Annotated in this window: 25 protein-coding genes and 2 pseudogenes; 10 read left to right on the top strand and 17 right to left on the bottom strand. The window is 56.4% G+C overall.

Annotated features, from left to right (window positions below):
• Positions 1 to 37: 37 nt before the first annotated feature.
• From J3R84_RS30590 to J3R84_RS30570, 5 genes are all read right to left on the bottom strand, one after another.
• Positions 38 to 604: a CGNR zinc finger domain-containing protein gene (locus tag J3R84_RS30590; protein ID WP_162254168.1), complete on the bottom strand. Its 567-nt coding sequence runs from the start codon at positions 602 to 604 to the stop codon at positions 38 to 40.
• Between the two features lie 385 nt (positions 605 to 989).
• Positions 990 to 1,178, bottom strand: coding sequence for a hypothetical protein (locus J3R84_RS30585; RefSeq protein ID WP_156408527.1), 189 nt, complete (start codon positions 1,176 to 1,178; stop codon positions 990 to 992).
• A 608-nt stretch (positions 1,179 to 1,786) separates the two neighbouring features.
• Positions 1,787 to 2,095 carry a DUF982 domain-containing protein gene (locus J3R84_RS30580; protein WP_082571829.1) on the bottom strand — a complete coding sequence of 103 codons (309 nt, stop codon included), beginning with the start codon at positions 2,093 to 2,095 and terminating at the stop codon, positions 1,787 to 1,789.
• Between the two features lie 464 nt (positions 2,096 to 2,559).
• Positions 2,560 to 2,718, bottom strand: coding sequence for a hypothetical protein (locus tag J3R84_RS30575; RefSeq protein ID WP_200954048.1), 159 nt, complete (start codon positions 2,716 to 2,718; stop codon positions 2,560 to 2,562).
• A 59-nt stretch (positions 2,719 to 2,777) separates the two neighbouring features.
• Positions 2,778 to 3,023: a DUF982 domain-containing protein gene (locus J3R84_RS30570; protein ID WP_057224910.1), complete on the bottom strand. Its 246-nt coding sequence runs from the start codon at positions 3,021 to 3,023 to the stop codon at positions 2,778 to 2,780.
• 1,026 nt (positions 3,024 to 4,049) lie between these two features.
• On the opposite strand from J3R84_RS30570, the gene repA reads away from it, so the two are divergent.
• The 5 genes from repA (at position 4,050) to J3R84_RS30545 (ending at position 8,480) form a co-directional block, all read left to right on the top strand.
• On the top strand, positions 4,050 to 5,246 hold the full coding sequence (gene repA, locus J3R84_RS30565) for a plasmid partitioning protein RepA (RefSeq protein ID WP_057224908.1): 1,197 nt from the start codon (positions 4,050 to 4,052) through the stop codon (positions 5,244 to 5,246).
• A 3-nt stretch (positions 5,247 to 5,249) separates the two neighbouring features.
• A complete protein-coding gene (repB, locus tag J3R84_RS30560; RefSeq protein ID WP_203530086.1) occupies positions 5,250 to 6,272 on the top strand; it encodes a plasmid partitioning protein RepB in 1,023 nt (340 codons plus the stop codon).
• 1,336 nt (positions 6,273 to 7,608) lie between these two features.
• Positions 7,609 to 7,746, top strand: coding sequence for a hypothetical protein (locus J3R84_RS30555; RefSeq protein ID WP_203530087.1), 138 nt, complete (start codon positions 7,609 to 7,611; stop codon positions 7,744 to 7,746).
• 127 nt (positions 7,747 to 7,873) lie between these two features.
• Positions 7,874 to 8,149, top strand: coding sequence for a type II toxin-antitoxin system ParD family antitoxin (locus J3R84_RS30550; protein WP_057224905.1), 276 nt, complete (start codon positions 7,874 to 7,876; stop codon positions 8,147 to 8,149).
• A complete protein-coding gene (locus J3R84_RS30545) occupies positions 8,130 to 8,480 on the top strand; it encodes a type II toxin-antitoxin system RelE/ParE family toxin (RefSeq protein ID WP_156612986.1) in 351 nt (116 codons plus the stop codon). The genes J3R84_RS30550 and J3R84_RS30545 overlap by 20 nt, the downstream gene beginning before the upstream one ends.
• A gap of 5 nt (positions 8,481 to 8,485) precedes the next feature.
• Here J3R84_RS30545 and J3R84_RS30540 read toward each other — a convergent pair.
• Together J3R84_RS30540 and J3R84_RS30535 are read right to left on the bottom strand one after the other, a co-directional pair.
• Positions 8,486 to 8,785 (bottom strand): annotated as a pseudogene (locus J3R84_RS30540) (site-specific integrase); the annotation flags it as partial.
• 103 nt (positions 8,786 to 8,888) lie between these two features.
• A pseudogene (locus J3R84_RS30535) lies at positions 8,889 to 9,494 on the bottom strand (DEAD/DEAH box helicase family protein).
• Positions 9,495 to 10,060: 566 nt separating this feature from the next.
• Here J3R84_RS30535 and J3R84_RS30530 point away from each other — a divergent pair.
• Positions 10,061 to 10,423, top strand: a complete 363-nt coding sequence (locus J3R84_RS30530; protein WP_082571828.1) for a low affinity iron permease family protein — start codon at positions 10,061 to 10,063, stop codon at positions 10,421 to 10,423.
• A 669-nt stretch (positions 10,424 to 11,092) separates the two neighbouring features.
• On the opposite strand, the gene J3R84_RS30525 is transcribed toward J3R84_RS30530, so the two are convergent.
• The gene (locus J3R84_RS30525) at positions 11,093 to 11,293 is read right to left on the bottom strand and encodes a hypothetical protein (RefSeq protein WP_203530088.1); all 201 of its coding nucleotides are present in this window, start codon (positions 11,291 to 11,293) and stop codon (positions 11,093 to 11,095) included.
• 1,154 nt (positions 11,294 to 12,447) lie between these two features.
• Between J3R84_RS30525 and J3R84_RS30520 the strand changes: the two genes are divergently transcribed.
• Positions 12,448 to 13,380 (top strand): adenylate/guanylate cyclase domain-containing protein, encoded by a 933-nt coding sequence (locus tag J3R84_RS30520; protein WP_057224904.1) that lies wholly within the window; start codon positions 12,448 to 12,450, stop codon positions 13,378 to 13,380.
• A 381-nt stretch (positions 13,381 to 13,761) separates the two neighbouring features.
• Here the strand turns inward: J3R84_RS30520 and istB are convergent, their stop codons facing one another.
• From istB to J3R84_RS30495, 5 genes are all read right to left on the bottom strand, one after another.
• A complete protein-coding gene (istB, locus tag J3R84_RS30515) occupies positions 13,762 to 14,517 on the bottom strand; it encodes an IS21-like element helper ATPase IstB (protein WP_203530155.1) in 756 nt (251 codons plus the stop codon).
• Positions 14,518 to 14,529: 12 nt separating this feature from the next.
• A complete protein-coding gene (gene istA, locus J3R84_RS30510; RefSeq protein ID WP_373688562.1) occupies positions 14,530 to 16,041 on the bottom strand; it encodes an IS21 family transposase in 1,512 nt (503 codons plus the stop codon).
• A 349-nt stretch (positions 16,042 to 16,390) separates the two neighbouring features.
• Positions 16,391 to 16,729, bottom strand: a complete 339-nt coding sequence (locus J3R84_RS30505) for a helix-turn-helix domain-containing protein (RefSeq protein WP_200954046.1) — start codon at positions 16,727 to 16,729, stop codon at positions 16,391 to 16,393.
• A 524-nt stretch (positions 16,730 to 17,253) separates the two neighbouring features.
• A complete protein-coding gene (locus J3R84_RS30500) occupies positions 17,254 to 17,526 on the bottom strand; it encodes a hypothetical protein (protein WP_057224901.1) in 273 nt (90 codons plus the stop codon).
• 122 nt (positions 17,527 to 17,648) lie between these two features.
• Complete coding sequence (locus J3R84_RS30495) at positions 17,649 to 17,852, bottom strand: CsbD family protein (RefSeq protein WP_057224899.1); 204 nt, start codon at positions 17,850 to 17,852, stop codon at positions 17,649 to 17,651.
• Positions 17,853 to 18,336: 484 nt separating this feature from the next.
• On the opposite strand from J3R84_RS30495, the gene J3R84_RS30490 reads away from it, so the two are divergent.
• The gene (locus J3R84_RS30490) at positions 18,337 to 19,116 is read left to right on the top strand and encodes a DUF72 domain-containing protein (protein WP_225906592.1); all 780 of its coding nucleotides are present in this window, start codon (positions 18,337 to 18,339) and stop codon (positions 19,114 to 19,116) included.
• A gap of 119 nt (positions 19,117 to 19,235) precedes the next feature.
• On the opposite strand, the gene J3R84_RS30485 is transcribed toward J3R84_RS30490, so the two are convergent.
• Positions 19,236 to 19,550, bottom strand: coding sequence for a plasmid stabilization protein (locus J3R84_RS30485; protein ID WP_203530118.1), 315 nt, complete (start codon positions 19,548 to 19,550; stop codon positions 19,236 to 19,238).
• Between the two features lie 263 nt (positions 19,551 to 19,813).
• Between J3R84_RS30485 and J3R84_RS30480 the strand changes: the two genes are divergently transcribed.
• Positions 19,814 to 20,146, top strand: coding sequence for a hypothetical protein (locus J3R84_RS30480; RefSeq protein WP_203530119.1), 333 nt, complete (start codon positions 19,814 to 19,816; stop codon positions 20,144 to 20,146).
• Between the two features lie 97 nt (positions 20,147 to 20,243).
• Entirely contained in the window at positions 20,244 to 20,585 is a 342-nt protein-coding gene (locus tag J3R84_RS30475) for a GNAT family N-acetyltransferase (RefSeq protein ID WP_239637602.1), read from the top strand.
• Positions 20,586 to 20,978: 393 nt separating this feature from the next.
• On the opposite strand, the gene J3R84_RS30470 is transcribed toward J3R84_RS30475, so the two are convergent.
• From J3R84_RS30470 to J3R84_RS30460, 3 genes are all read right to left on the bottom strand, one after another.
• Entirely contained in the window at positions 20,979 to 21,299 is a 321-nt protein-coding gene (locus J3R84_RS30470) for a gamma-glutamylcyclotransferase family protein (RefSeq protein ID WP_225968583.1), read from the bottom strand.
• Between the two features lie 402 nt (positions 21,300 to 21,701).
• Entirely contained in the window at positions 21,702 to 22,064 is a 363-nt protein-coding gene (locus J3R84_RS30465; protein WP_057224891.1) for a hypothetical protein, read from the bottom strand.
• A 405-nt stretch (positions 22,065 to 22,469) separates the two neighbouring features.
• Positions 22,470 to 22,673 carry a cold-shock protein gene (locus tag J3R84_RS30460; protein ID WP_057224890.1) on the bottom strand — a complete coding sequence of 68 codons (204 nt, stop codon included), beginning with the start codon at positions 22,671 to 22,673 and terminating at the stop codon, positions 22,470 to 22,472.
• Positions 22,674 to 23,378 lie beyond the last annotated feature (705 nt).

The raw sequence follows: 23,378 nt of genomic DNA, 5'->3' as shown, positions 1-23,378 counted from the left end.
CGGCTAAAACCCGTGCCCGCGGCGGTGAAAAACGCCTCTAGCTGGATTCTTTCGAACGGTATCGCTTCACTCGGGCATATGTCCCGCAGATGTCGTCCGAGCACCAATGTCTTCGGCCGGATCGCGAGTGATCGAGAAACAGCCAGCCACAATTGTGACCGGGGCACTGCTTGATCGCGCGACGGGCGTCGCGGGTTGTAAACAGGTCAACGGCCAAGCATGCAATCTTGGAAGCGATGTCTTGGGGGTCTTGCACGGATTCGCTCCAGGCGATCTGTCCATCCTGTTGCATCAGGATGGATCGGCCGGCAAGCCATCGTTTCGCCATGCGACCGATCAAGTGCAGGTCCTTTTCCGGCGGTGCTTCGCCCCGGACTTCGGCTAGCGCGATTACGTAAATAGCCTCTCGTAGGGCCCGTGCCTCTTCAAATGCTTTTTCCGCGATTTGTGGATGCGCCGCGGCTTTTGAAGCGAGCCGAGCTGCATCGGCAGTGCCTATGAGTTCAACCCGGGTTGCCCATTCGAGCAAATGATTGAACGAAACAAGGGCGTCGGGTCCGATGCGATCCTTGCGGCTGTCCACGGTGTTGACGTAGTCGAGCACGGGATGTCCACCAAGGAGGCGCAGTTCGGCGATCGGTCTGGGCTGCATCCATCAATTATCGAACTGGGGAACAAAATTGGCAAGATGAAGTTGTAACGGTATAATCTGCTTTTAACCGTTACAGTATCCATCCTGTGCCTCATTTTGGGGATCCACTTGGATCGGCATATCCGCCGGCGCTCGTACCGTGCCGCCGGTGATTTTCGCAGGCACGCGATTCGCAGCGGGCAGGTGTTTTGCTGCTCGCAATCGCCACCTTCAGGCACGGCTTCATCGTTCCGGCTCCTGGCGAACGCTTGCGGTTGCTTGCGGCCAGTGTGGACGCGCCGCACTGAGACACCGACCGGCTTCTCGGGAAAGCGCTCTCGAACCGGTCTCCAAGTGATCAGGGAATGTCCATGAGGCGCAGCAGCCAGCGTTTCCTGTCGCGTTTTGCTCGACCTGCTTCCGTTTCGGCAATGGCGACTTTGAGTGCGCGCGCCACAAGCTCATCAGCCTCGTCTGCATCGGGGAAATGGATGCGAGCTGAGGCCCGCAACGTCGCGAGTAAGGCGCTGTCTTCGTCTGAAGTCATCTTCATCTTATTAGAACGTGAAGAAGCGGCGCGAGTTCCGAACGACGTCCATTCGCGAGCGCGCAGGGTCTCCGGCTTCGGGCTGGATGGCAAATCCCATATTGCGTGGAAGCCGGCAGAAGCTTACCTGCGGAGGTCAGGGGGCGCCTCCGATCACATCATCGTACTTTAGACGTAAGGGGAGGCCGAAACATACGAAGATACGGTTCAATGCTGTTTTCGAGCTCACGACAAACACGTTCGTATTCGTCAATCAGGAGCACATCAGGGCAGCTACAGAAGCGGAGTCTATCCAGCTGCATCGATGCCTCTGCGTAAGCGATGCAGATTTCGGTTAAGGCCGGGCTTCTCAGCTCCGACAGCACATGCCGGTACGATGGCAAGCGGAGCTTCAACCTTGCTTTGCCAATCTTCTCCAATTTCATAGCCAACTCCCTACCGGCCCGCCACAAAACGCTAGTCGAGAGACGAACCCCCTTGCCTCAAGAAGGTTCCGCAAGCTCGATGCCGGCACTCCCATCCGATGAACGGCATATCAGCTAACAAAGAAAGGGCCCCACGTAGGGGCCAGGAGTGGATGCTGTCCATTGGACGCATTTTTGGCAGCACTAGGCCGCTCTTTGCGGACTGTCGTCATTGCGCTTCGATGTTCGCAGATGCTCGAACCTTCCGGTGGCCGGCATACCAGCTTCCAGGCATGCAGCAATAAATGCTTCTCGAGCCACCGCTATTGGTGTCGATCCATTGAGCGCGCCGCGGCAGGTCCTAATCGCCCGTTCGTAGCGTTGTCCACGTCGAAGTGGCCATTCATTCTCGAGAAAATCGAGTGCATCGTAGACCGAGGAGAAAACTCGGCTCGTACCGTTTTGCAGCCGCACCAACAGCGGCACCGACCATGGCATCTCCGGAATGTGCATTGGTTCCTCCTTGACATTCTACCGGATGAAAAGAAGACGAAATCGATATTGGAAACGCACATCGGCACTTCAAGGGTATGAAAAGGAAGACGTCGAAAAAAATCTTGTTGCCGCTTGGCCGCCCCCTTTCGGCTCGGGCGGCTTCATCGCCCCGGCCGTGGCATTCGCCCTTTCGCGCGAGTTGCCCGCGTCGCTGACGATCTTGGGAGCCTGACGCCGTTGCGATCGGGGCCTGACGTGGTTTCACCGCACGAACAGCGGTCCCGGCACCCTCGACACCAGCAACCAGGCGCCTACTGACTGCTAACGAAATTACCCGATAAAGCCGTAAATAGCGAAGGCACCGATCGCCACCCCGACAATCACCGCAAGCCCGCGACCCGCCAACAGTTTTCGTCTTTTCTGCCAGGGCATGTCTGTGGAGGTGGGAAGGTCTGTGGGTGTGTCGCGCGGATCCATCGCCTCTACTTGCTTTGATCAATCGCATGAGGCGCTCGCTGGCCCTCTGGCTCAGCTGGCGTCCAGAACACGAAATATGCTCCGGCGATAATGAGCGCGAGCGCGAATATTGCCGCGACGAACGTTATCATGCCGGTTTTTGCCTGTTCTTCCGTGCTCTTCATGAAGGCTACCAACTTCGTTCACTAGGAAATGTTCCGAAGCCCGGGGTTTCGCACCGACCTCAGCGCAATTTTCTAACTCGCTCCTCGTCGATAGCCGCGATGAATGCAGACCGAGCCTGCTTCCAGGGGTATGTGCCGAACGCAGCGTCTGTGCAGCGATTAAGCGCCGTTCCATAGCGAAATCCGCACTGAACTGGCCAGCAATCGGTAAGGAGACGGGCTGCGTGCGCCGGGTCCCACACGATCTGAACGCCGTGTGGCTGCTGCAGCTCTACAATGACGCATTCTTCCCACGTTTCGCGCATGTTCGGCCTCCGGAACTCGTCTCCTACCAAACGTCAACAATTGGAGCCAGTTCCGGTGTGAAGGGGGATGCTGTGGTGTAGGTTCTGCTCCCCGTGAGCGCTCCCGATTGCCAACCTTCGGAACGATAAATGATACCGGCGAGTTATTAGCGTTCTGGGCAATCCGAACGGGAAGCGGACGGTTCCAAGCATATCGAGCGCGAACGCGGTTGAACGGCCATCCGCCTTCATGACTGCGCTCCTGCCCCTGGGCCTGTTAACACCGCCTCAATTCCGGAGTTGTACATGTACAACCACCCGGGAATAACTTTTGCCCTGATAAAACTGGCGTAAACTGAGTTGCAGGACAAACCGCGCGCAAATGCGCGGTTCTTGGGCCAACCACAGCGGCCCCAACCCTTTGATATAATTGATACTTATACGTATACGGAAACTAATAGCACGTTACGTTCCGTCAGTCGGACGTTACGGCGGCTTTCGATTCATCCATTTTTTGGCGCATCGAACGCTAGGACTCACTTTCTAACATACAAAAGGTGGCCACGCCACCCGTGAGCGGGTTGCCTGCAACGACGAAACAAGCCTGCGAACAATGTTGCCTGCGCTCAAAGGAAGGCTCCCTGGCAAAGGCGGATCGCGCAAACTCGCATAACTGTGGGCAACGTAGGCTAGCCGCGCATGTTCCTTGGGCAACTCCGGTTGGATTTTGCGCCAGCTACTGAACAGAATGGGCATCCACCAGGGCAAAAAATCAGGCAATGGACGCATCGAAGAAGTATTCGGCTCCAAACACCGACCCGCCTGCCGAACGCAACCTCGAGCGAAGCGAGCGGGCGCTGTCCATTCTGCTGCCGTCTGTTGTACACGTACAACTGCGCAGCCGTGACCCAAAGGAGATTGAGATAAGTTGTACATGCACAACGCAACCGAGAGGGTTGCAGCCCATGTTGGAATCGGGTTACTCCTGATCAGCGCATATTGCCGTCAAAACCGCAAATAAGCGCGGATAGGACAAAAGAGAAACCGATGCTCAACAAACCTCTGAAAGATGCTGGTGGACTACGCTCCCTAATCGCTTCTGACGCAGAGGAATTGTCGCGTCAATTGCAGGCGCATCAGCAACGCACCTTCCCACCGACCGCACGCAAGACGATACGCAGCTTCACACCCGCCGAAGCCGCCGACTTCATCGGAATTCATCAAGGTTACCTCAGGCAGATTGTTTCGGAAGGGCATGGCCCAGAGCCGCTCCCCAACGGCAGACGGTTGTACAGCGTCGAAGATATTCAGGAGCTGCGCCGTCTGCTGGACGAGGGCGGAAAGGGACCTCGCCGCTATATCCGGCATCGCCAGGATGGCGAAAAGCTCCAGGTCATTTCCGTCATGAACTTCAAGGGTGGCTCGGGTAAGACGACCTCGTCTGCCCATCTCGCACAATTCCTTGCCCTTCGCGGCTACCGCGTACTTGCAATCGATCTCGACCCGCAGGCATCGCTATCCGCGCTCTTCGGTCATCAGCCAGAGCTCGACGTAGGCGAAAACGAGACGCTTTATGGCGCAATCCGCTACGATGAAGAGCGAAGAGACATAACCGAAATCGTTCGAGCGACATATACGCCCAATTTGCACATCATTCCGGGGAACCTGGAATTGATGGAATTCGAACACGAGACCCCCAAGGCTTTGATCGCTCGTGGTCGCAGCGATTCCATGTTCTTTGCCCGCATCGGCGAATGCCTGGCCGAAATCGAAAGCGCCTACGACATCGTCGTTATCGACTGCCCTCCCCAGCTTGGGTTCCTAACACTGTCGGCGCTCTGCGCGGCGACCTCGGTTCTCATCACGGTTCACCCGCAGATGCTCGACGTCATGTCCATGAGCCAGTTCCTGCACATGACAGGCGACCTACTCGAGGTCGTCGAGAACGCCGGCGGCACGATGGACTACGACTGGCTGCGTTACCTCGTGACGCGCTACGAGCCAAATGATGGCCCTCAGTCGCAAATGGCGGGCTTCATGCGCTCGATCTTCGGAAATCGCGTTCTCGAAAATGCGATGGTCAAGTCGACGGCGGTATCGGATGCCGGCCTTACCAAGCAGACGTTGTACGAAGTCGATCGAAACCAGTTTACCCGCGGCACATACGATCGTGCACTCGAGTCTCTGACGGCGGTAAACGCCGAAATCGAGGAACTCGTGAAGCAGACCTGGGGAAGGAAATAAGCGATGGCGCGCAAAAATGTCTTCGGAATAGAACAGGGGGATCTCCCCTCGTCGCTCGGTGTGCAACATGAGCGCCCGCTTGCCGAATTGCGCCCTTTGGCGGGTTTTGAAAAGCCGTTGAAGCGCGCTTCACCGGTTGGCGCCATCTCGCAATCTCTGGGTGGCATCAACGAACGCGCGCAACGCGTCGAGGACCTTGAAAAGCAGTTGGCCAAGGGTCAGGCTGTCGTCGAACTGGACCCAGAGCTGATCGACGTTTCCTTCGTTTCGGATCGATTGGGCGTTAGCCAGGACGATCAGGATCTCCTGGAGGCTCAGATTCGCGAGCATGGCCAGCAGGTCCCAATCCTCGTCAGGCCGCACCCGACAAGCGATGGCCGTTATCAGGTTGCATACGGCCATAGGCGCCTAGCGGCCGTTCGTCAGATCGGCGGTACGATCAAGGCTGTTGTCAGGGATCTGAGCGACGAGCAACTGGTCGTCAGCCAGGGACAAGAGAACAACGCGCGCACCGATCTTTCCTTCATTGAGCGGTCCTTTTTCGCTTCGCGCCTTGAGCAACGCGAGTTCAGCAGGGACGTCATCATGTCGGCTCTGGGCGTCGACAAGGCAGCGCTCTCACGCATGATCGCCCTCGTCACACGGCTACCGGGCACCCTCATCGAGGCAGTAGGGCCAGCTCCGGGGTTCGGCCGTACCCGTTGGGCCGATATTGCGGATCTGATGGAAGATAAGCCAAAGCACCAGGCAGCGTTGAAGCTGATCGAAGAGCCAGCTTTCAAAAACTTCTCGTCAGATGACCGCTTTCTCGCCGTGTACAACTGCCTGAAGCAGGTGCCAGAGCCGGCTAGAAAATCGGTGTGGAAAGACGGTTCGGGCGAGAAGGCCGTGCGGGTTTCGGAAAATGGCGAGCGCCTGAGCATCGTATTCGACAAGCGCGTAGCAGCCGACTTCGGTTCATTCGTCGAGCATAAGCTCGATGAGTTGTACGCGGAGTTCCAGCAAAGTCAGGCTTCAGGAGGCTGATGGATAAAGAAAAAGGCCCCAAACGTTTCCGTCGTGGAGCCCTTCTCGATCTGTAGCAAGGTGAGATTCGCATTTCCACGAGATTCAGTCAAGAGTCTTCAGCATCCCTTTGATGCCTGAATTCGTTGAATCGTGCTCTGTCGCCTCACAAAAATGCGGCTTTCGCATCGATTGGTCGCGCCTTCACGTTCTTGACGGACACCCCGGCAATGGTCAGCAGGGGTGTCCGCTCACGGTCGTTGCCAATGTTCAACGCTCTAAAGCAGCAGTGATCTGACAGTCCGAGCAGCTCGCCCCACTGATAGTTGTGCCGAAATGGCAGTAGCAGATCACCTCGTGCAATTGCTCGGCACTCACTTCGAAAAAGCGCCTTGCTTCGCCGAAGGTATCGTTTTTCAACCCGGCCGAGCGCAAAACGGGGTCTTCGGACGCAACCGAGATGGCGAGTTATCGCAACGCATTTTGTCGCGCAGACGAGACGGCTGATACTCGATTTCGGACGGCGTGGAGAGTAGCTGCTGCGGCTTCTGCTCAAGAAGTCCCGCCCAGCGCTCCAAGCGGTCGTTGCGAGAAAGGGTCATTTGCTGCAGGCCCCTGTTCGACCTGCGCTACTACCGGTAATTGCTCGCGTGTTTGGTGCCTCATGTTCGCCTCCATTCAGACGATCAAACCGGCGCCGGCCATTTCCGTCCTCAACGCGTTACGCTTGTCTTGGCGAATGTCCAATCACGATTCTAATCGCGCCGCGACGTTAGGCTCTCCTTTATAGGGACGTATGCAGTTTGTGCTAAGCAGCCCACGTATCGCCGATGGCCGGTTTCGTAAACGCATGATGCGCGTATGTGTGGAGGAAGCTGGTTGGCGGCGGCTCGTCATTAGGCCGACCAGTGTGACGACGGCGCCGTTGGATCTTCAGAAGAGCTGAAAGGCGGGTTGCTAGTGTCTGTTTTCGAGAAAAACAATCCGGACGAGAGCGCAGGCGCTTAGAACAACGACGCGGCCGATGCGGGCTGGCCAACGGAAATAGTCCATTTCAGTTCGTTTCCGATCGAAAGTGAGACGGCAATTATGAGGCGAGTAAAGACTTGCACATGAATGAGGGAACCTTACTGGCAATTAACTTCCGTTTGGGGAATTTTCGGTGATACTTCAGTGGGTTTATGCTTCATCCGATTTCAACTGAAGCGCCATGCTGAAAACCCAGATCTGAATTTTGACCTAACGTTTCATACCGGGAGCAGGGGAGGGCGCTCAAGCCCCGACGCCTTCGTGAGATTGGTGTGGCAGCGGTCGCGTCGGCGCAGTATTTGCTGCGTCGTTTTTCAGCGTGCCGCCGATGCTTTTGCACATATCGCTCGTCAACCCGTCGAAACGCTGGACCCGCGGGCAGCCAATGGCCAAAGAATTCAAGTCCTCGCTCGGTCTCGGCGGCGTCGCCACCCGCGACGGCGGCAATCACGGTTCGCTCGACTAGGTGCGCCACCTCCTTGCCATCGAGGCGATCCGGTCCGACACCCCTGACTTTGTCGCCCTAACGGATCATCTCGTAGATTGACAAATGTGCTACTGAGTAGCAAGTTAAGCTCAAAGGAGTTGAACCGATGAGTGTCAAATCGTCGATCTCGCTGACCGACCAGCAGGATGCGTTTGCCCGTTCGCTGGTTGAGAGCGGCCGGTATTCCAGCATGAGTTCCGTTCTTCAGCAGGGCCTCGAACTGCTTCGGCAAAAGACGGAAACTGAGGCCGTTGAAACGGCAGCGCTTCGGGAATTGCTCCAGCGGCGATTGAACGGACCGATGATTTCTGCGACGGAAATGGAAAGCCGCGTCGCGGCAATGATCGAGCGGAAGCGACGGGTTGTTCGTGTGGGCTCTTGAATATTCTAAAGATGCCGAACGCGATTTCGAGTTGATCTTCGATCATCTGTTCGACGCCTATGTCGAACTCGGGGACCCGCCTGGCGAGGCTGTGGAGCGTACCGCTGAACGGATCCGCAATTTGCGTGTCGAAATCGATCGCCTCGTCGATACGCCCTATATCGGGACGCTGCGGCCCGATATTGATCCCGAGATGCGGTTTCTTCGGCGGGACAACAGGGCTATTTGGTTTCTACCGGTAGAACATAGCCGCACAATTATTATAGCGGCTATCTTCTACGGTGCGCAGGACCACATCAGAAATATGCTCGCACGTATGCTGGCGGGATAAGGTCCCTACAGCCCCGCGGCCTTCGTCAAATTGAACCTAAATCCGTCGCGTCGGCGCTGGGATTTGCGGATCATATCCGCGCTCGCATGGCCGATCAGCTTTTGCACATGACGCTCAACCTCGCCCGAGGGGGCCGGCCGCGCGCAACGAATGACCGGAGAATTTGGCCGCAGGCTCGTTCTCACTGAGGTCGCCATGCAGGCCGGCGGCCAGGGCCGCGGAGGCGGGCGACCGCCTTGTCATCGAGGCGCTCCAGCCCAACGTCTTTGCCGCTTGGTGACGCGGCGGAATAACTTGGCCATCGCCGCGGCTATCGAAGCCTCCGTGGCTTCAGGTGGTCCAAAGCAGAGACTTATGCACACATGTCGGGACTGGTCGTGGACAATACCGGGAGAACCAATCGTAATTCTAGGTAACGAAACCTCTCGTTCGAGGTGGGCCAAAATCACCGGCAATCACTCGGATAACATGTTGCTGGATCGCCGCTGCACTGGCCTTCGCTGATTTCGAAGTGACGTCCAAATCCGAGGCAAACGGGTGTTGGGGATCGAAGACCCGAGCTTATCTGCTTCTCTGTCTGGAGGCTATTGCGTCAATCGACTTTAGTTGCTCACGACGTGTGGGAGTGGAAACACGGCGCGCCAACTCGTCCTCATCGCAAAGCAATCTTATGGGAATGAGCGGCGCCGCACTTTGCTGCGCCGCGCCGGCTATCTGTTCAAACGTGCGAATACTGCCTTGATTGCCTTCGACAAGGGCCTGCGTGAAGATGAAGCTTGCCGAAGTGGGGCTGTGGGCCACAATCGCGTCCAGAACTACCTGTCGGATTCTTCCAGTGTATTCCGATATCCCGTTCGGGAGGGGCGTAATCCCGTCATCGTCCAGGAGGCGGAATATCGGATTGTTGAACCAATGGTTATCGATGACTTTTGCAGAAACGAGGGTGCTTAGTTCTTTAGCAATTGTCAGCTTCCCGACGCCAGGCAAGCCCATCAGCAGAACGAAAACGCGCATATCAGCATTAGCCTCATAACGGTGTTCCACGACAACAATAGGTAATTTCAAGAGCATCGCAATCTCTGCCGTGCCATCAAATATGCCCCAGTTACAATTTTTTGGCCGCAGCTAGAACGGAAAGCATCTCACGGCCCCGATTGAGCAATTGGACACTGAAAATAGGCAGCGGTGACCTAACCCGGGCTCCGTCTCATTGCGGCTGAGCAGAGACGACTTACGCAGATCGTAGCGGTGCGGCGGCGCTTCACCAAACAGCAGACCCAGAGCGGCCTGGATTCTGGTCGCACCGGATCACGCTCAGTTGACGTACAGTGCCTTGACCGATTGCTATCTGGGATCGCCGCAACGTCGGCGGCTGCAATCCAGTATGACTCGACCGCAGGCTCGTTGAATTCGAAAAGCTTTGATCGTCGCGCGCAGCGTCGCCAATCCAGCGCGATTGCGACACATGAAGCACCAACTTTTGGCCAACAGAGGCACTTTCTCTGCGCCCCTGCCAGGCCGGAACAAAGATCTATCTAAGCCGTTGAAATGATGGAAACTACAACAACGGATAAGCAACAATGGAAAACTTGTTCACGCGCTTCGCCAACACGATTGCCCATTGGGCGGGGAAGCCTGTTATCTTCGTCGCGGCCGTGCTTTTAATTGCTGTGTGGGCCGTAAGCGGGCCTTTTTTCGGGTTCTCCGAAAACTGGCAGCTTGTTATCAATACGGGCACTACCATCATTACGTTTCTGATGGTCTTCGTGTTGCAGAACACGCAAAATCGCGACAATGAAGCAATTCAAGCGAAGCTGGATGAACTCATTCTCACGAGCCAAAATGCTGAGAACCGGTTCATAGGCATCGAGAAAAAAGCAGAGCGGGAAATCAGCGACGTAATTGCCGAGGTTGAAAGTGCAGCTTGCCGATCCGCCTCCTAATGATGGCGGAAGGGAAGGGCCGGGGTAGCCGGCCAATGGTTCAGGCAGTCGTCATTTGCAGGCTGGTCCTCATAACGCGATGGCCGTTGCGTCGACCATCTGAATATAGAACCAGCGGCCCAAGTTAAACGTCCGCTCCACCGGACCCTCGTCTGACGATTTGCGCGGCGATGCTTCGCCCGCAGTTTCGGCACCATCTCGGCAATGCCCCCCTACTGACGATCGACACCAGGGCGCTGGTCGTTCCCCTCATCGCTGATTTTATGAAAGTGCCCGGAAGAGACGAGCGTTCATGTGCTGGCCCGGTTCCGCGCATGATGAACTGAAAGGCAAGACATCTATTACCGTTGCCGGGGCGGACGTGCCATTCGTGGTCGGGGTGGACTTGGACTTACGCGCCTTCGAGGATTGGAGCGGGTGACCTCGAGTGGACAAGCGTGCCGACGACCCGCTCGAGGCGCCCTTATTCAACGAGGCGAACACGCGTAAATAAGAGAGCTTGTTCGTCTCCGCCCGAAACGCCTTGCACGCGATTGTTCTCGCCAATCGTCAGATTTAGCTGTATATTTAGGTATTGCTGATATTGCTGCGGCCTTCTTACGCCACAGAACTTCCAAAGAAGGCCGCTCTTTTCCACGTGTCCCGGCGTGGAGTCGGCTACGCTCTCAGTTAGCTCGCCATCAGCTTCAGCGCAGCCTGATCGTGAATGCCGCTTTGAAAAAGGCTGATCAGCCGCGCTGCGAGCGCGATTGCTTCTTCGCTATCAAAGGCGAGGTTCCTTTCCTGAACCATTTCCCGGAAGACGCCGTCTATTTTCTCGAAATCGTCAGGCGTTATCATCTCTGTGCGAGATCCAAGCGCTTTGCTCATAGCCCTAATCCCAGCCGGCCCCGGGCTGAATAGGCCCACGTTAGCCCACTTCGAGTATGCGCCGGCGCAGGCGGGATTCAACTGTGAAATTGCGGGGGAGATCCAGACGGTCTTTGGGGTAGAGGGTAGCCAGACCGTCCGGACTCCGCGTTGGGTTGCCTCCACATTTCGCCAACGCTTATGCAATTAAAACGCGGGTCAGAAGGCATTGTTCCGTTTGCTAATGTATGGTGACTGTCGTGAGCGGGGCGTCCCCTAATGGGTTATGGTTAAAGTATCCGGCCACGGTTTTCGACAAGGCCTGCTTTACAACGGCATTGAAGACGTTGCGAGGCCAGCCGCACAAGCTGTGCGCCCCGATCAGCCTCGTATGCCATTTGAGCCCATGCCCGAGCTTGTCGAGCCCTGCCTCGCTGTGTCTGCCAAAAGGGCTCCGGACGCTGCCGATTAGGCATTCGAAATCAAGTGGGATGGATACCGCCTGGGCGACACATATCGAAGTGAACCGTGCCATCCTTACCCATGGCGGCCGCGACTGACGAGAGACGGCGGCAAAGGCACTGGCCCACGGCCATGATCCTCGGCGGCGAGGCCGTTGTACTCGACGGGGCCGGCCGCTCGAACTTCGGGATGCTACAGGAGCGCCGCGCGGCCGGTGGAACTTGCTGGGCTAGTCATTCTCGATGGCGGCTGGATAACGAGCCCCCTATCATCTGCTACTATGGGGAGGGTGATTCAGACACTGTCGGCCCTGCAGCACTCGGTAACATCAGGCGGTGAGGCAATAGGGGGGGTCAATTTCTCATTTCGCCTCACACCTCATTCCAGGATCGTCGTTGCGAGCTCAAAAAATAGGCCCCGGGGCAGGGGCCTTGGAGAGATGTACGTTCTTGGGTGTTTGCATAACTCCCGTGCGGGTTAAATGTTCCGCCGCCGCTGCGAGCGTCTGTCCTTCGTTGGCATCCGCGCTGCTAAGCCTGCGCAGCTAATCAATAGAGCGTCGTTTGAACAAGCGGTAATCGAAAGATGCGATGTCTGGATATCGCTACACAGCCTTGGTTTGCGCCCCGCTCAAAGAGGGAACAAACGCACATTCTCATCAGTTGAAGATAATAGACTCATAGGAAAAAAAGGCGTTGGATCGGACCGCTCGCATGGAAGCACCGCCACTTGAGAGAAAGCTCGCAGCCATTCTGGCGGCCGATGTTGAGGGATATTCCCGACTGATGAACGCTGATGAAGAACAGACGCTCGCGACGCTGACGTCACATCGCGCTGTGGTTGATGGGCTCATTGAAAAAGCTCACGGTCAAATATTTGGAACGGCTGGCGACAGTGTATTGGCTGAGTTTCCCTCGATCCTCCATGCTTTCAATTGTGCTGTAGCCATTCAGCAAGCGATGTGGCGCGCCAACCAAGATCTCGCAGACGATCGAAAGATGAATTTTCGCATCGGAATAAACATAGGCGACGTTCTGGTGAAAGACGGCGACATCTTCGGCGACGGCGTCAATATCGCCGCCCGCCTGGAGAGCCTCGCGGACGTGGGTGGTATCTGCGTTACAAGGGGTGTACGCGATCACCTGCGCGATCGCGTCGATGCTACCTTCGAGGATATGGGAGAACACCGGATCAAAAACATTGCCCGCCCTCTCCGCATCTTTCGCGTTATATTCGACCGGCGAGGAGAGCCAAGTTTTAATTGGGAGCCGCTTCCCCCAGAGACGCCGGAGGGCTTCTCTTCCGTTGAACAAGCATTCTCCCAGGACAATGATAGCAATGATGAGGCGCGCAGCGTAGAGATCGCCTTTTGGGCATCGGTGCAGGAGAGTGATGACCCAGCCGAGTATCTTCTTTATCTGCAGCGGTTCCCGAACGGCCAGTTCGCTGAACTGGCAAGCGCTCGCGTCGAACAGGGTGGCTCTGGGGAACCAGACCCCGGTATCGAAGTCTCCTTCTGGGAAACCGTGCGCGACAGTGGGAATGCAGAAATGATCAAAGCATATTTGGCCAAATATCCGCGCGGCCAGTTCATCGATCTCGCCAAGATTATGCTGGCTGAACTTCAAACGAAGCGAAATGCATAGCGAGCGATCCAGAACTCCAACCTCGAGGCGGCAAATGCGTCGTGCCGAGATTGCCCAGTGCTGCCGGGCCGGCATCACGCGATCCCAGCGGCGAACGTAGCCGTTTCTGGTCGGCCCAGGAATCGGAACGAAGACACGTCAAACGCGTTAAATTCCAGTGGAGTTTGCATCATCGATTATTGTGATCGATGGCGACAGGACACTCCACCAAGGAGGTTTCAATGGATATCACTGCGTATTCCGATGAAGCCGGCCATTGATTCCGATTTGAAGCCGGCCAGTCATTCCGATTTCATTCCGGCCGGCGTTCCGATTTGAAGGCGGCCATTTCTCGGACTGATCCTGGGTCTGTTTGATGTTTGGATCGGGTTTTGTTTCAGGTCAAGTTTGAGGTGTTTCAGCGGCGACCAGCGGACGCTGTTTTCGCATGCTGTCGCCGGTCAGATCGATGCGGTATGCGTTGTGAACGAGGCGATCCAGAATGGCATCGGCGAGCGTTGGGTTTGCAATGATCTCGTACCAGTGATCCAGAGGCACCTGACTGGTGACGATTGTCGAGCGACGCTCGTAGCGGTCTTCGATGATCTCGAGGAGGTCACGCCGCTGATCATCGTTGAGTTTTTCCGGTCCCCAATCATCAAGAATAAGCAGGTCGGTCTTGGCGAGGGATTTGAGGATCCTGCCGTATCGCCCGTCGCCCCTTGCAAGGGCAAGAGTTGCAAACAGCCGCGGGACGCGGTGATAGGCGACGGAGAAATCCTCGCGGCATGCTTTGTGGCCGAGTGCGCAGGCCAGCCAACTTTTGCCAACACCGGCTGGCCCGGTGATGAGAAGACTGTGGTGCTTGCGGATCCAGTCGCAGCCGGCAAGCGCCATGAACAGATTGCGATCGAGGCCGCGTGCAGCACGAAAGTCGGCATTCTCGATCTGCGCGTCGTGGCGAAGCTTGGCAGCCCTGGCGCGGGCTTCGAAGCGCTTCTGTCGACGCATGGTGGCCTCGCGTTCGAGCAACATGGCAAGCCATTCTGCATGCTCGAGGCCACGTGCTTCTGATTGTGCATCGAGCTCCTGGAAAGCGGCTGCCATGCCGTAAAGGCCGAGTTCGCGCAGCATGTCGATGGTGGGGTTGATCAGCAATGGTGTGTCTCCTCAATGAAAATAATCAGGGCCACGCAGGTTGGCGTGATCGATAATGGCGGTCGGTTCGGTGGAATGGCGCGCGGCCTTGTGGTTGGCGATGAGCGAGGCAATGCTCTTGCAGTTCAGTCCACCGATCTCGACGGCGCGGGCTGAAACGGCCTCAGCCCGATTGCGTTCGATGTCGCGAAACAGCCGCAGGACACCCAGGCATGTTCGAAAGCCCTGTTCGGGATGAGGACGGCTGGAAAGAATTGCGATGACCAACCCTTCGGTCTGAGGGCCGATGGATGCGGCCCAGCGCCGAAAGCGATCCGGTGTCCACTCGGCATAGCGCCGGTGGGAACTGGGCATATGATCCGGATCAGTTCCATGGCGAGGACCACCATAGCGGCGCTGATGCACGGCAATGCGCTTGCCGCGGTGGAAGATCTCGATGGTGCGTGCCGTTGCCCTCAGATCGACCTGCTGGCGAATGAGGCTGTGCGGCACGGAATAAAAGAAAGTCTTGAACTCGACGTGGTAATCCGTCGAGACGCGGACCAAACGCCATTCGGCGAATTCGTAGTCTTCGCTCGGAAGACTTGCGAGTGCGGCACGCTCAACGCTCTCAAACAGTTGCCGGCGACTGACGCCCAACCGGCGCATGACGTGGCCGTTGATGCGATCGAGTGCCTGGCCAATGGCAACATTGGCCTCAGCAAGCGAGAAAAAGGTCTGATTGCGCAATCGCCCCAGAATGCAGGACTGGGCAAACCGGACGCCATTCTCGACTTTCGATTTGTCCTTCGGCCGTCGCGGCCGTGCCGGAAGAACACCGACGGCGTAGTGCGATGCCATCATGCCGTAGCTGCGGTTGATCTCGGGATCGTAAAAGCTGGCACGACTGACGCCTGACTTCAGATTGTCGGGAACGATCAGCCGGGGAACGCCTCCAAAGAAACGAAACATCCGGACATGCGAGCCGATCCAGTCGGGGAGCGTTTGCGTCCAGGTCGCGTCCGCATAGGTGAAGCTGGATGCGCCGAGCACCGCCACGAAGATCTCTGCCTCGCGGATCTCGCCGGTCTTGCGATCGACAATCGGGATCTTCTTGCCGGAATAGTCGACGAACACCTTGTCGCCGGCCGCATGCTCCTGGCGCATCGTCGGCGAAAGCCGCTGCTCGAAACCGCGAAAGAGTTCGCAGAAGCGACTGTAGCCATATCCTTCGGGATGCGAGCCACGATACTCCTCCCACAGGATGAGCAAGGTGACACCAGGCTTCTTGAGCTCGACAGCAAGATCGGCCCAGTTCGGCTCGACGCGTCTCCTCGCGCCCTGTTTGACGCCGTTGCGAGTGAAGAGCTTGTTCGCAAGCGCATCGTCGGTCAGTTCGCCCGGCAAGGGCCAGGTCAATCCAACCGCTGCTGCGCGCCGCAGATTATCCTGCACCGTACTGCGCGCTATTCCCAACACGACGGCAATCTCGCGGGAGCTCGTCCCGCTTCCGGCAAGCCGCAGCATTTGTCGTAACTGTCTCATGGTCAGCCTTCTCTTTGCCGGCATCAAAATCTCCACGTTTGTCGTGGTGTAATTGATGCCAAAGTTGCTGACCCAGGAGGTAATGTTCAGTGCCGAAAACCGGCCGGTCTTTGATTGGAACGGTGGCCGGCTTCAGATCGGAATGGTGGCCGGTCTTTGATCGGAATGGCGGCCGGCTTCACGTCGGAATCCGCAGATATCACCACATTGCTCATCATAGTTCTGATTGTTCTCGTCCTGACCGGTGGCTTTTATGGACGCGGCCGCTGGTATTAAAAGACTTTGCGATGAGGGTTGTTGACCCCCTGCAGCGAGCGGCGGGAGGGCATCTCCTGGCCGCGCCTTTGTTTCAGTTCCGTTCAGCCAGGATCTTCTGCATTCGGGCCAATTTGCTTTCCGCAATCTCAAGTCGCTGAAGCAAAACGTTTGGAGGTGCGGTGCCGTCCTCACGAGGAAAGTCGCCGATGACTTCCATTGGATGCGCATTCAATACTGTGCAGACTTGAATCAGAGTTGGCACGGAGATGCGATTCGTGCCGCGCTCATACTTTTGAAGCTGCTGGAACGTCAGACCGACAGCAGCAGCGACCCTTTGCTGGGAAAGCCCCCGAGTTTGGCGAATCGCTCTGAGCCGTTCACCAATCTGCTGGGACAAAGCCATTGACGTTTCGGTCAATATCTTACCCACGTGTACGCCCTCTCTTGGGACCCGGCATACATGATAGCATAGATCTTGGCCCGCAACTCGGAGTTCCGCACGAAATACCACCGTGACTGGCAACGATCGGCACAGAGCCGTATCTCTCTTAGTTGAGCAGCGCCTGCAATTGCCGGTCGAGGATTAGTTGTCCTCAGAGCTCTGTCGTTCCGGTAGTTGAGCTCGACTTTACGGGGGCGATTTCGTGTCCAGAAAAACAAAGCGGTCGATTTCCGCCTTCGCGAACCCGATCATCCGGTTGGGGAACTGAACCCGGAGAATTTGGCACATGACGTCCGAGCGCAAAAGCGCGGGATGGGCACCGATGGGCCTGGATGAAATAATGACGTGCGCGGCACCGTCTTCAAAGACCAAGAGAATCCGAGAGCGCTGGCAGCTGCCCGCAAGGAAATCGGCGGTTGTGTCGCCGGCTTCTTCAAGCTTCCGAAAGCTGTTGACCCGGATTCAGGGATCCGATGCCCTTGGCGTTTCGTACACGCTCTATGCGCTTCACATTATGCACGACGGTCCGCTAACGGATCATGCCTGGCTACATCAGCCAGAATCTTAAGACTATCGCCTTCCAGCTGTTGGCACAGCGTTTCGTAATCCTCTAACATCTTTGGATCTGGCTTGCGCTGCCCGCGCACCTCATCGCGGCTCAAAACCGCGATACCATAGGCTTCCATCAGATCATTAAAAGCTGGAAAATTGGCGTCGGAAATCTGCTTGCTATGTTGCGGCCACCGGATCATCAGGCGGGCTCGCCCAACGTTCTGGAAATCCATCATCTACTCCCTAATGGAACGCAAGAGACCGTCGCGTTGCTTGGCAGGAGCCTGGTGCGTTCGACATCGTGTCGGTGAACTAGACATAGTAATGCCCCGCCCAAGGCGGGGCAGGTCAAGGATCACCAATCCTGACGTCCATACCAATTGTCTACGTCTTGGCGGACGCGGTCTTTTTCGAGACCGTAGCGTTCTTGAATCTTGCCCTCAAGCTGGTCGCGCTTGCCGGCGATTTGGTCAAGGTCGTCATCGGTCAACTTGCCCCACTGTTCTTTTACTTTTCCCTTAAACTGTTTCCAATTCCCCTCGACGCGATCCCAGTCCATTTGCGGTTCCTCCAGTTGCTGTACGATTGGGAAACGCTTGCTTTCGGCTTTTGTTCGCACGGGTCGGCAAAATAAATATCAGGACTGTGCGACGGATGCATTCGTTCATGGACCCACGGCGCCCGATCTTGCCCAGCAATCGCCGCAGCCTTGTTCGACGCCCGGCCAAAATTTGAGTTGGTTCTCGAAGTCGATGCTCGATGCCATTGAATGTCGGAAGCGGCGTGACACGGCAGGGGCGCTCGGCTGCGCGTATCGTGTGCCAACCGCAACGACGCCGATGCGCGGACAGCTGCGTCGCTCTGCCAAGAAGCAACTCTTCGAACTGGCCAGAGGAACAAACATCGCACTCGAGAATTGCCATCTGAAAACGTGGAGTTATTCGGTGGCGGAACGCTCTCCTGAAGAAATTGAGAAACGGCGAACACGGCGTGCGGAGCGCAGGCAGAAGCAGCGGATTGCCAATGTCGAGCGCGCGAGGAAAATGCAGTCGGCCCGTCTTGCCAGGGAGGGCAATGCCGGCTCGGATTCCGTTCAGCCCCCATTGAACGGCCTCCATATCGGTTGTTCCGGCTGGTATTACTGGCACTGGAAAGGGAAGCTTTATCCGGCGGATGCACCTTCGAAAGAATGGTTCTCCATTTACGCTCAGGAATTCGACACGGTCGAACTCAACGCGCCGTTCTATTCCTGGCCCACACTTGCGACCGTCAGGACCTGGCTGCGCCAAGCGAATCCCAAGTTCGTTTACACGGTAAAGGTCTGCGAGCTCATCACCCACGTAAAGCGGTTTGATGATACCCGCATCTTAATTGCGGACTTCGCTTACATTGCCGATCTGCTCGGCCCAAAGATGGGCTGCTTTCTTTTTCAACTGCCTCCCAGCATTCGCTACTCCCCCGAGATGTTACGCACCATTATTGATCAGCTCGATCCTCGGCAGAGAAACGTTCTGGAATTCCGCCACAAGAGCTGGTGGAACGCCGAGGTTTTCAGCGCTTTCCGAAACGCGGGGGTCATTTTTTGCTCCTGCAGCGGTCCTCGATTGCCCGAGGAGCTCGTGCAAACGACCGATGATATTTATATACGCTTTCATGGAGTCAAGCAGTGGTACCGGCATGACTATAGTGACGCTGAATTGGCGGTATGGGCTGAACGCATCCGAAAAAGCAACGCGAAAACTGTTTGGGCCTATTTCAACAACGATCGCGATGGCCACGCTATCAAGAATGCAAAGCGGCTATTGGAACTGCTGCAGCAATAGACGAGACCGGTTTGACGCTGGCGCCCGCTGTGCACTGGAATAGAGATATCTCAATGGAAATCGGCGGGGCACGCAGGCTAGGGGTGCCACGCCAGCAATTTCTTCACGGCTCGAGTTGCTCAGTGATGGGTAGGCTGCTCGTTGCGCTTGCGGGTCGCAGCCGCTTTTTTAGCGGACGCTGAACGCGCTTCCTTTGATCTTGCAGCCGAGGCTTTGCCGCCTTCTCTACCGCCCTTCTCTGACGAGGCATGACTTTCCTCGTGACCGCGACCAGAACCGGACTTGTTGCCGCCGCCACTTTCCTTGTTGACAGTAGCCCAAGCCCGCCGTTCCGCTTCGTCCTTCGAAACACCGCGGTCCTCATAGCCTTCTTCGATATGCTCAGCCTTGCGCTTTTGCTTGTCGGTATAAGCGGATTTGTCGCCACGAGGCATCAGATTTCTCCTTCTCCGGTTTCTTTCTTTTCCTCGAACTGCGAACGACCGTTAAGGTTCCCTCTCGCCGTCATCGGAAGGGTCATGTTACCTATTGGCCGGGTTGGGGAAGCGCAGTTAGCTACGATTTCCAGTTTTTGGACAGGCTTATTACGAGCATCAATGTGTCGAGTCTTGATCGCATTGGCCCGAACCGCTCGTAAAGTTCGTGCGCACGCCCAATGCCAAGATCGTAGACGGCAGCGAACTCGTGGAGGGTATAGATGTCGCGAGCCTGCGGCAAAGCTGATGTATCCGTCTGGGCTATCGTTCTCATTCCCGAAGAACACCGAAAACGGATGGAAGTTCCACTGGTTCGGCTCGTAGAAATCAGGGCATACCCGGTGGGATCGCTTATTTTCAGCCGCCGCGTCGATCCCGTTCTTGCCTGCGGATCGCAGCTTGGGTTATCGGCGGCGGTGTTTAATGAGCTTGCTGTCCGCGCAAGAACCGATTTACGTGTGCTTTTTCAAAGAGCAACCAGAGGAGGCGGGCCAATGCTTAAATCAAACAAAACAACAGCGCTCGCTGGTTCCGAGCTAGGCTCTTTGCACTAGGCTTCTCAAAGCGAGCACATCATCTGCACCGCGTATTTGGCAAAGCCCCCGAAATTACCGAGGCTGACGGCTGCGCAAGCCGGAAGATCACACCTGCGTGGTGCCCTTACAGCCGCATTCTCACCAACTTTCCTATGTGGCAAGCAACGCCGATTCGTTGGAAGAAGCCGACGAAAACCCCGCTTGCACGCCGTTGGTCATCCGGGCACATGGTGAGCCGGTCGGGTTTGCCATGTACGCTCTGGATGAAGAAGACGGCAATTACTGGGTCTATCGCCTCATGATCGACGCGCGTTTTCAGGGTATGGGATATGGCCGTGCTGCCCTGTCCAGAATCATCCAAAAGCTCGCGGAGTTGCCTGACTGCTCATGCATTGTTCTCGGTGTAAAACCCGAAAACGAGCGCGCACGTCGTCTCTACGAGAACGCCGGTTTTTAGGTCACCGGGGAGACCATCGATGGCGAAATCGTAATGCGTTATGATTTCTAAATCGCAAGGCTTGGGCGAGCATACTCGCCCAAGCCTCGTTCCATCAGCAGCCACGAGAGAACGCTTCCAATTGGCCAGAGTTGGTTGATCTACCTGTCCCTTGGAATGGACGTCCCGCAATCGGCGCAAAGATCTCTCGACGCCAGGTATTTTGGAGAAGGTGGAGGGACGCTGGCGAACCTGACCTAGTGCCGCTGATACCCAATCCAAACGGCTAGCTGACTTCCAATCGCTTTTCTGCAATCGCCATTGTGGTCATAATTGATCCAACATGGCTCCCCCACAATCCCAGCGGTGATCGCGCCAAAGAAGCGCGAAGCTTTTTCTAAACGCTGATGCATTTCACAAGCCCGCTAACCGTGTTCCTTCCGGACAAGTAAAGCGTCGGTCTTCGTAGACCTCAAGGTAGTTCGAGTGAAGAGGAGCGGCGAGGCTACGGGTCTTCATATAGGCGAGAGCCCAAGAGTGAATTCCGCCCTTGTCCGGCTCAACTTCAATGAGGAATCGGAAATTGCCGGGCTTACCAATTGACTCTAATCGATCGAGGACTTCCAGGCTCCGGTCGTCAACGCGGTACAATTCACCGCGTACGCGATGCCCGTCCCTGGTTCGTTGAACATCATCGGCGCAAACCTTGGTCCTGCGATGACAAGCGGAAAGCACGCTCGGGTTCTGTGGGCACCAAGAAACTCCGCCTGGGAAAGACCGCCCTTTTCATGAAATGGAAAGCCCTTCTTCAGGGTGCCGAAAGCAAATACACAATGAGGCATATTTCGTTACCGACGCTTCTATGTTGACTGGACGGCCTGACGCCCACCTCGTCATCATGCTATTTGCGGCCAGCCGGTCGTCCGGGTTTTACGCTTTCCCAGGCTTCTTCAATTCCGACCCGCGCTGCGCGAGAGAGGCCAGCAACCACGAGATCAGCGGCTATCAACGGATGTTCACGAACCAGCTTTTTGACAATTTTAGCCGCCGCGGCAGCTTTGGCCTGCTTGACCAACCCCTTGCCCGTGCGGCTTCGAGCGAACCGTTCCAACCGGCTGGAATGGGGCGGCGCTGTCGCTAGTGGACGACGACGCCCTTGCGAGGGTTTTCGCGCTTCGCCTTTCGGTATTTTTTTGGGATCGCGGCCATTGCGGTTTCCCGCACAACATCTAGCGCGGCATCTGATCCCTGCTGGAATGCCCGGCCAAGCAGCCCGAGAGCCCTGCGACCCCTTCGTTTTCCGGATTTGGCCGCGTCCGAAATCTCGTCCTTTTCCTCAACCATGATGGCTGCAGCCGCACCCGCACCCGCGATCAACGCCTTGGCAAGTACATCTCGCCCCGCATTGCTCGCCAGCAGGGTTTTTAAAAGAGCATTCTTGCGAATGGTCCTTGGCACTTTATAGCCTGCGACCTTCTTGGGGATTTTCATCTTCGCCATGTCCTCCTCCTTGCTGAATCCCAAACGCCAATCGTGACCTCTGGTTCCCTACTCAAACGGGCCGAGCACGGATATCATTGAAGGCGGCCAGTTCACGCCGAGACGAATAACCTCGCCCCGACGACCCCAACGACGATCAAACTGATGGAAGCAGAAGGCGATTCACTCGCTGGCCGAACAATCATCCCGAGAATCGCGACGCCAACCGCTCCCAGGTCGGTCCAGATGATGTAAGCCGTTGCTACTGGCAGGCCTCGCCCTGGCCACCATGTTCAGGAAGCGCTGCGTTACGGCAGGACGGCGGTAATCGAGCTCGCGAGGCTTAGCGCAGAACGGAATCGCGATCCTCGCCGAGCTCTTACTGCGGTCACACGCTTAAGAAAGCGTCGCTAGCTACAATATGGTTCAAAGCGGGCTTACGTTCTCCGCCTTCGACTTTCCAGTCTTTCTGTCCTGACCCAATTCATAGCTGACCTTCTGGCCCTCGCGCAGCAGGTCCCCCGTTGAAAGCGCCGAAACATGCACGAAAACATCCGTGCCGCCATTGTCAGGCGAGATGAAACCAAATCCTTTGTCTTGATTGAAAAATTTAACAGTACCGGTCGGCATGAAATGGTCCTTTTGAATGGCTAAACTTCTCGATCACGATCTTACCGCTGAAGGAGGAAGGCGGCAATCCTCTCTCATCCTACTATCCTGGCGCAGCAATCACGGGCGGGAGTGCAACTGCATTTGATTCCCATAGCAGTGCGATCCGATCTCTGGAGAAGGGTTGCTCGGAGTCGAATAGCGTTTGCCAAGCTGTCGCCGTCAGAAGAGAGGCGCATTTTCATAAAATTGCCGTTCCCGTTTTCACCGGATTGGAGGATCGGAGGGCTAAGAAAGGTCAGTGACACTATCTTGGGAAAGAACCAACTATGCAACCGACCCATGATGTGGCTGTCTGCGTAGACGAAGCCATGGGGTGGCTCGCTCAAAGGCTGACAACATTGCTCCACTCTAATTACGACGGTAAAACGATCTTCGACATGCTGGTCGTTGAAGCGACCCCCTGTTTCCCTGCGCTGAAGCAAGCAGATATACGTTGTGTGGTCCACTACCTCATCGAGGACCGCCTCGACCGCCTTATCGCGTCAAATCGCTGTTCGCCGCTCAAGTTCGGGGCCAGAATCATTCCGTTCCCGCCCACACGTGAGCGAAATCACCGGAGTACAGGCTAAAATCTGAGCGTAGCAACGAGGGCTGGTCATCTTCTGGTGCGTACGCACCACCGCCTGGGCTTCCTGTGGGGCCTGCCTCAACACAACTCCAACA

This window comes from Ensifer canadensis (assembly GCF_017488845.2).
Lineage (GTDB): Bacteria > Pseudomonadota > Alphaproteobacteria > Rhizobiales > Rhizobiaceae > Ensifer > Ensifer canadensis.
Note: the sequence above shows the minus strand (reverse complement) of the source record. Positions and strands in the feature narration are given on the sequence as shown.

Excerpts from the sequence above, each read along its gene's own strand:
- J3R84_RS30485 (WP_203530118.1), bottom strand. The coding sequence starts at position 19,550 with ATGCCTCGTGGCGACAAATCCGCTTATACCGACAAGCAAAAGCGCAAG.
- J3R84_RS30495 (WP_057224899.1), bottom strand. The coding sequence starts at position 17,852 with ATGGACTGGGATCGCGTCGAGGGGAATTGGAAACAGTTTAAGGGAAAA.
- J3R84_RS30460 (WP_057224890.1), bottom strand. The coding sequence starts at position 22,673 with ATGCCGACCGGTACTGTTAAATTTTTCAATCAAGACAAAGGATTTGGT.
- J3R84_RS30585 (WP_156408527.1), bottom strand. The coding sequence starts at position 1,178 with ATGACTTCAGACGAAGACAGCGCCTTACTCGCGACGTTGCGGGCCTCA.
- J3R84_RS30580 (WP_082571829.1), bottom strand. The coding sequence starts at position 2,095 with ATGCACATTCCGGAGATGCCATGGTCGGTGCCGCTGTTGGTGCGGCTG.
- J3R84_RS30520 (WP_057224904.1), top strand. The coding sequence starts at position 12,448 with ATGGAAGCACCGCCACTTGAGAGAAAGCTCGCAGCCATTCTGGCGGCC.
- J3R84_RS30525 (WP_203530088.1), bottom strand. The coding sequence starts at position 11,293 with ATGAGCAAAGCGCTTGGATCTCGCACAGAGATGATAACGCCTGACGAT.
- J3R84_RS30570 (WP_057224910.1), bottom strand. The coding sequence starts at position 3,023 with ATGCGCGAAACGTGGGAAGAATGCGTCATTGTAGAGCTGCAGCAGCCA.
- istA (WP_373688562.1), bottom strand. The coding sequence starts at position 16,041 with ATGAGACAGTTACGACAAATGCTGCGGCTTGCCGGAAGCGGGACGAGC.
- repB (WP_203530086.1), top strand. The coding sequence starts at position 5,250 with ATGGCGCGCAAAAATGTCTTCGGAATAGAACAGGGGGATCTCCCCTCG.
- J3R84_RS30480 (WP_203530119.1), top strand. The coding sequence starts at position 19,814 with ATGTCGCGAGCCTGCGGCAAAGCTGATGTATCCGTCTGGGCTATCGTT.
- J3R84_RS30575 (WP_200954048.1), bottom strand. The coding sequence starts at position 2,718 with ATGAAGAGCACGGAAGAACAGGCAAAAACCGGCATGATAACGTTCGTC.
- J3R84_RS30530 (WP_082571828.1), top strand. The coding sequence starts at position 10,061 with ATGGAAAACTTGTTCACGCGCTTCGCCAACACGATTGCCCATTGGGCG.
- repA (WP_057224908.1), top strand. The coding sequence starts at position 4,050 with ATGCTCAACAAACCTCTGAAAGATGCTGGTGGACTACGCTCCCTAATC.
- J3R84_RS30500 (WP_057224901.1), bottom strand. The coding sequence starts at position 17,526 with ATGGATTTCCAGAACGTTGGGCGAGCCCGCCTGATGATCCGGTGGCCG.
- J3R84_RS30490 (WP_225906592.1), top strand. The coding sequence starts at position 18,337 with ATGCAGTCGGCCCGTCTTGCCAGGGAGGGCAATGCCGGCTCGGATTCC.
- J3R84_RS30550 (WP_057224905.1), top strand. The coding sequence starts at position 7,874 with ATGAGTGTCAAATCGTCGATCTCGCTGACCGACCAGCAGGATGCGTTT.
- J3R84_RS30465 (WP_057224891.1), bottom strand. The coding sequence starts at position 22,064 with ATGGCGAAGATGAAAATCCCCAAGAAGGTCGCAGGCTATAAAGTGCCA.
- J3R84_RS30555 (WP_203530087.1), top strand. The coding sequence starts at position 7,609 with ATGCTTTTGCACATATCGCTCGTCAACCCGTCGAAACGCTGGACCCGC.